6 protein-coding genes are annotated in these 6194 nt (G+C 69.6%); 4 read left to right on the top strand and 2 right to left on the bottom strand.

What is annotated here, in order from left to right:
• Positions 1 to 367: 367 nt before the first annotated feature.
• Positions 368 to 1435 (top strand): Rv2578c family radical SAM protein, encoded by a 1068-nt coding sequence (locus tag VFX99_RS14335; RefSeq protein WP_329666970.1) that lies wholly within the window; start codon positions 368 to 370, stop codon positions 1433 to 1435.
• 12 nt (positions 1436 to 1447) lie between these two features.
• On the opposite strand, the gene VFX99_RS14330 is transcribed toward VFX99_RS14335, so the two are convergent.
• A complete protein-coding gene (locus VFX99_RS14330) occupies positions 1448 to 2389 on the bottom strand; it encodes an alpha/beta hydrolase (protein ID WP_329666969.1) in 942 nt (313 codons plus the stop codon).
• 74 nt (positions 2390 to 2463) lie between these two features.
• Between VFX99_RS14330 and VFX99_RS14325 the strand changes: the two genes are divergently transcribed.
• The 3 genes from VFX99_RS14325 (at position 2464) to VFX99_RS14315 (ending at position 5321) form a co-directional block, all read left to right on the top strand.
• Positions 2464 to 3129: a TetR/AcrR family transcriptional regulator gene (locus VFX99_RS14325; RefSeq protein WP_329666968.1), complete on the top strand. Its 666-nt coding sequence runs from the start codon at positions 2464 to 2466 to the stop codon at positions 3127 to 3129.
• An 82-nt stretch (positions 3130 to 3211) separates the two neighbouring features.
• A complete protein-coding gene (locus VFX99_RS14320) occupies positions 3212 to 4468 on the top strand; it encodes a glycosyltransferase (RefSeq protein ID WP_329666967.1) in 1257 nt (418 codons plus the stop codon).
• A gap of 10 nt (positions 4469 to 4478) precedes the next feature.
• Positions 4479 to 5321, top strand: a complete 843-nt coding sequence (locus VFX99_RS14315) for a VOC family protein (protein ID WP_329666966.1) — start codon at positions 4479 to 4481, stop codon at positions 5319 to 5321.
• A 116-nt stretch (positions 5322 to 5437) separates the two neighbouring features.
• Here VFX99_RS14315 and VFX99_RS14310 read toward each other — a convergent pair.
• A partial coding sequence (locus VFX99_RS14310; protein WP_329666965.1) for a DEAD/DEAH box helicase occupies positions 5438 to 6194 on the bottom strand: 757 nt, incomplete at its 5' end.

Genomic DNA, 6194 nt, shown 5'->3' with positions numbered 1-6194 from the left:
GGGAGGGCCTCCGCTGCGATGGGCTCGCGCTGGGTGGGCGTCGCCTCGATCACCGGCAGAGGCTGCGTCCGGGGCAACGCCGTCTCGGCGACCCGGTCGCTCCGCAGACGCGGTGCGGGAGGTTCCGCTCCTCGGCCGGCCGGCGCAGGTGCGGTCTGGCCCGTGAGGGCACGCTCGGCATCCCGTTCACGCTGCAACCTTGCGGCACGGCGGGACGGGAGGGAAGCGTGAGGTTCGGGGGCCGTCACACTCCCATTCTTGCCTGCGCCGATGCCCCGGTCGAGCACGTGCGCGCTGGCCCGATCGAAATCGATACTCTGTACGGTCATCGCTTGACAGACATTCGTATTTCTGTTCCCATGGATCCATGAGGTGGCAAGGGCAGGAACTGGGCGTCGCGGACGCCGCGGCTCTGCCGGGTCTCGAGCGGCTGAACGGCCTCGTGCGCTCGGTGACGACACCGGACTTCGCCGACGTGACGTTCCACGAGGTGATGTGCAAGAGCGCCCTCAACCACGTCCCGGGCGCGTCCGCGATGCCGTTCGACTGGACGATCAACCCGTACCGGGGGTGCACTCATGCGTGTGCGTACTGCTTCGCCCGCGGAACGCACGAATACCTCGAGCTCGACTCGGGTCGCGACTTCGACTCGCAGATCATCGTCAAGATCAACGTGGTCGACGTGCTCGAGAAGGAGCTGCGCCGCGGCACTTGGGCGCGGGATCCCGTCATGCTCGGCACGAACACCGATCCGTACCAGCGCGCCGAGGGGAGGTACCGGCTGATGCCCGGAATCGTCTCGGCGCTCACCGCGTCCGGCACGCCCTTCTCGATCCTCACGAAGGGCACGCTGCTGCGCCGCGACCTGCCACTGCTGCAGGAGGCCGCGGCATCCGTCCGGGTGTCGGTCGCCATGTCGATTGCCGTGTTCGATGACGCGTTGCAGAAGCTCATCGAACCGGGAACGCCATCGGCGGCAGCGCGCCTCGAGACGGTCCGCGCGGCGACCGAAGCCGGGTTCCGCGTCACCGTGTTCCTGATGCCGATTCTGCCGCACCTCACCGACTCGATTCCGGCCCTGGATGATGCGCTGTCGCGCATCCGTGCCGCCGGGGCGGTGCGGGTCGTGTTCGGCGCGCTGCACCTGAGGCCGGGCGCCAAGCAGTGGTTCATGGAGTGGCTGCGGCGGGAGCATCCCGAACTGGTCTCGTCGTACCTCGGCCTCTACCCGGGCGTGTCGGCCACCGCTCCCAAGCCCTACCGCACGTGGCTGTCCAAACGCGTGCGCCCGCTGCTGCGGGTGCATGGGCTCGACGGCAGGGCCGAGGACGACGAGCCGCGCGGATCGACGATGCCAGGACTGGCGGCTCGGCGCCCGGCGTTCGTCACGACGTCGCGAGGGCGAGCGGTGGAGGAAGCCACCCGGCTGTTCTGAGTTCCGCGCGGCTCAGCCCGCGAGGGCGAGCGCGCCGACCCGGCCCCGCCGTGCCGGCGCTTCGTCGACGAGCGATGCTTCGGTCGTCGGCATCGGCGTCGCGAGGAAGCCCAGAACCGCGTCCAGGAACGGGTCCGCCCGGAGAATGCGGCTATGACCGAGACCGCGCGTCACAAGGGTGTGCGCGTGCTCGTTGGCACCGGCGATTCGCGCCGCCTCGGCGAACGGCACCACCCGGTCGCTCTCGTCGTGCACGACGAGGAGGTGCGTGTTCTGCGGGAGAGGATGCCGCACCGGCGAGAGACTCGCGAACGGATCGTCGGCGCCCGGAAAGTAGCGGCGCGCGAATCGCCTGCGCAGCTCGACCGCTGTCCGGTCGTCGATGCCCACCTGGCCCTGGAACTGGGTGAGGAGGAGGTCGGCGTCGGCGGGGGCCGCGACCGTGACCACGCCATCCACCGCGATGCCCTGCGCGGCCGCGACGAGCGTCGCCAGTCCGCCGAAAGAGTGACCGATGACGGCGGTGAATCGCCCGCGGCGCTGCTGCAGCCCGCTGAGGGCCGCGACCCAGTCCAGGAGATACGTGCCGCGGCCCGCCGAGTCACCGTGTGCGGGGGCGTCGAACGCGGCGACCCGGTATCCCTCGCTCACGAGTTCGCGGATGAGGGGCGAAAACTGACTGGCGCGACCGTTCCAGCCGTGGGCGAGTACGACGACGTCGCCGTCCGCGGGACCCCAGTCGTACGCGATGAGATCCCTTCCGCGCCCGTCGACGCCGGGGATGCGCACGGTCGAGCGCTCCGCGCGCCACATCGTGTTCATGTCAGCCGGATCGATCGGGTGCGGCGCCGCGACGCTTCCGAAGAGGGGCAGCGCAAGGGCCGCACCCCAGCGGGGCGAGATCCTCCCGGCAGCGCGTATGGTGGCGGCGGCGATGACGTGAGTGGCGGACATGAGCGGCTCCGGCTTCGGCGGTATGCGTACGATCGTACGTATTAATACGAACGATCGTACGGTAAGATCGAGTCATGGCGCAAGTGCAACTCGACGGCCGGCGAGTCCGAGGCGACGAATCCCGCCGCGTGGTGCTGGCGCAGGCGATAGACACCGCCTCGGTCGACGGCCTCGAGGGGCTCACGATGGGGCGACTCGCGGAAGCGTCGGGCCACAGCAAGAGCGGCGTCGCCACGCTTTTCGGCTCCAAGGAGCAGCTCCAGCTCGCCACGATCGGTGCGGCGCGAGAGGTCTTCGTCGATCGGGTGATCGCCCCGGCGCGTGCTCACGCGCAGCGGGGTCTCGCTCGCGTCTGCGCCCTCATCTCGTACTGGCTGGCCTATTCCGACGACCGCGTCTTCCGTGGCGGATGCTTCTTCGCGGCCACCTCGGTGGAGTTCGACGCACGACCGGGAGCCGTTCGCGACGCCGTCGTCGCCGCGACGACGGAGTGGGAGGACTATCTGACCGCATCGATCGAACGCGCGATGGATGCCGGCGAACTTCCGGAGCTCGGCGACGCGCGACAGCTGACCTTCGAGCTCGTGTCTTTCCTCGAGGCAGCCAATACACGGTCGCTGCGGTACTCGAGCAGCGAGCCGTATCACCGCGCCGCGGCAGCGGTCCGGTCTCGACTGCTCTCCCTCGGCGCGGATCCGCTGATGGTCGATCGCATCGAGCGGTCTGATCGGGCATCCTGATCGGGACCAGCGCGCCACGGTGCGACCGTTCTCCTCTGTGACAGGAACCGAGTTCCCGCCACAATGTCTGCAGGAGGCCTGGATGACGCGTTTCATGCTGACGGCGATGCCGTTCACCGGACACGTTTCCCCCCTGAGCGCCGTCGCCGAGGCTCTGGTCGCGCGCGGGCACGACGTGCGCGTCTACACCGGCTCCGCGTTCCGAGAGCGAGTCGAGTCGACCGGCGCCAGGCTCGTTCCCTGGCGTGCGGCCCCCGACTTCGATGAGAACGACATCTCGGCGACCTTCCCGCGCCTGCTCGACAAGAAGGGTATGCGTCAGCTGCTGGTCAACGTCCAGGACGTGTTCATCAAGACTTCGCCCGCTCAGGTCGAGGATCTGACGGCCGAATGGAAGCGCGAACCGTGGGATGCGATCGCCGGCGATGAGGTGTCGGTCGGTACGGCGCTCTTCGCGGAGCGGACCGCGTGCCCGTGGGCGACCGTCGCCGTCGTCCCCCTCAACATCATCGGGCCGCAAGGACCACCGAGCGGGATGGGCCTGGCCCCGGGCCGCAATGCTCTGACGAGGGCTCGGGATGCCGCCCTCCGAGCAGCCGTCCCGATCTTGAGCCGCTCGCTGTCGCGGCCGCTCGCTCGCGCGCGGCAGAGCGTCGGATTGCCACCCTCGAAGCTCACTTTCGACAGAGTCGTCTTCTCGCCGCGACTGGTGATCGCCAGCGGCTGCCCGCTCCTGGACTACGGTCGCACCGATCGCCCGTCGTCGGTTCACTTCGTCGGTCGACTGCAGACCTCAGCCGCGCCGGCCGTGCTTCCGGCGTGGTGGAGCGAACTCGGCGGCGCGATCGTGCACGTCACGCAGGGTACGTACAACATCAACCCCGATGACCTGATCCGTCCTTCGCTCGAGGCTCTCGCCGAGCGGGACATGACGGTCGTCGTCGCCACCGGAGTCCCGGGTCGCGACGAGCTGCCCTTCCGCGTGCCCGCCAACGCCCGCATCGCGGGCTTCCTGCCGCATGCCGAGGTGCTCCCGCGAGTCGACGCTGTCGTGACCAACGGGGGATGGGGTGGCACGCTCGCCGCGCTGGCGGAAGACGTTCCGCTCGTCATCGCGGGCGGCGACCTCGACAAGCCCGAGGTCGCGAGCCGGGTGGCGTGGGCAGGTGCGGGGGTCAACCTGAAGACAGGCACTCCGACGTCGTCTGCGATCGCAGCCGGCGTCGACCGCGTGCTGACGGACGCGTCCTATCGGGATGCAGCGGCCCGCGTCGGCGCGCAGCTGCGCTCGCTCGGTGGGGCGGACCGTGCTGCCGAACTGCTCGAAACCCTGGGCTGAAGGAGTACCCATGACCGACGAGGCCAAGCGCACCTACCCGCCCGGAGTCCCCTGCTGGGTCGACGTCGAGCAGCCGGATCTGCGCGCCGGCACTGAGTTCTACGGTGCGCTCTTCGATTGGGACTTCACCGATGCCGCGGACGCCGACGCGCCGGGAGACGATCCTCCGTACCTGTTCGCCACGCTCGACGGCCTCGATGCGGCTGGTCTTGAAGCGGGCGATTCGGGGGCGGGCTGGGTGAGCTACATCGCCACCGACGATATCGGGCGCGCGTGCGTCGACGTCGAGCGCGCGGGCGGAATCGTCGGCGTCCCTCCCGCCGGCGGGGCATCCGGTCTCAGCGCGACGTGCGCCGATCCGCAGGGAGCGGTGTTCCGCCTCTGGCAGGCCGGCACGCACACCGGATCGCAGATCGCGAATGTACCCGGCGCCTGGAACTTCAGCGATCTGCGCACGCCGGATGCCGCGGCATCCCTCGCCTTCTACGGCAAGGTCTTCGGATGGCGCCACGACCACGAGCTGGGTGCCGGGATGCTCCGCCTGCCCGGCTACGGCGACCACCTCGCCGCGACGATCGATCCCGAGATCCACGAGCGTCAGGCGTCCGCTCCCCCCGGCTTCGCCGATGTCGTCGCCGGACTGACCCCAGACGCCGGCGCGCCGACTGCGACCTGGGACATCCGGTTCACCGTCGCGAACCGGAACGCCAGCGTCACCCAAGCCGAACGCCTCGGTGCGACCGTGGTGTCGCGTGCCGACACCGAGTGGACGAAGGAAGCCGTCATCCTCGACCCGCAGGGTGCCCGGCTGGTGCTGAGCCAGTTCGCTCCACCGGAGGACGCCGGTTTCTGAGACGGCCGACGCCATCCTTCGCGGACCGGCTCAGGAGTTGTCGCCGGACCCGGCGACGACGAACGCCGGCGCGCGCCCCGTGCGGAGTGCGTGCCGGCGTTCGTTCGAGCCGTGGGCTAGGAGGTCAGGGCCTCCGCGGTCGGAACCCGGCCCGTCAGCTCGTCGATGGTGTCGTCGCCGGGACGCACGTTCTCGAACGGTGCCTCGATCTCGGCGCGCTCGAGCATCTCGTTCATGCGACGCTGACGCTGGCGGGTGATGAGCGTCACGACGCGACCCGTCTTGCCGGCGCGGCCGGTGCGGCCGGAGCGGTGCAGGTACGTCTTGTACTCGTCGGGTGCGTCGGCCTGGATCACCAGGTCGATGTCGTCCACATGGATGCCGCGGGCGGCGACATCCGTGGCGACCAGAACGTTGACGCGGCCTGAGGTCAGCCGCTCGAGGTTGCGCGTCCGGCGGGCCTGATTGAGGTCTCCGTGCAGCGAGACGGCGGGGATGCCGACGTCGGCGAACTGCTCGGCGAGCATCTCGGCGTACGCCCGAGTACGGGCGAAGACCAGCGTCTTGCCGTCGCGGTCGACGAGCTGATCGAGGATCTCAGCCTTGTCGCGGTGCTCGATCACGAGCACGCGGTGCTCGATCGTGCTGGAGGCCTGGTCTTCACCGGCGACCTCGTGCACGGCCGGCTCCACCAGGAATTCGTCGACCAGCGACGAGACCTCACGGTCGAGGGTCGCCGAGAACAGGAGCTTCTGCGAGCCGTCGGCGGTCTCGCGGAGGATGCGCTGCACCGGCTCGAGGAATCCGAGCTCGCACATGTGGTCGGCCTCGTCGATCACGGCCACCATGACCTCGCTCAGGTCCAGCTTGCGC

It is taken from the genome of Microbacterium sp. (assembly GCF_036277215.1).
GTDB lineage: Bacteria > Actinomycetota > Actinomycetes > Actinomycetales > Microbacteriaceae > Microbacterium.
This window is presented reverse-complemented; position numbering and strand designations above follow the sequence as displayed.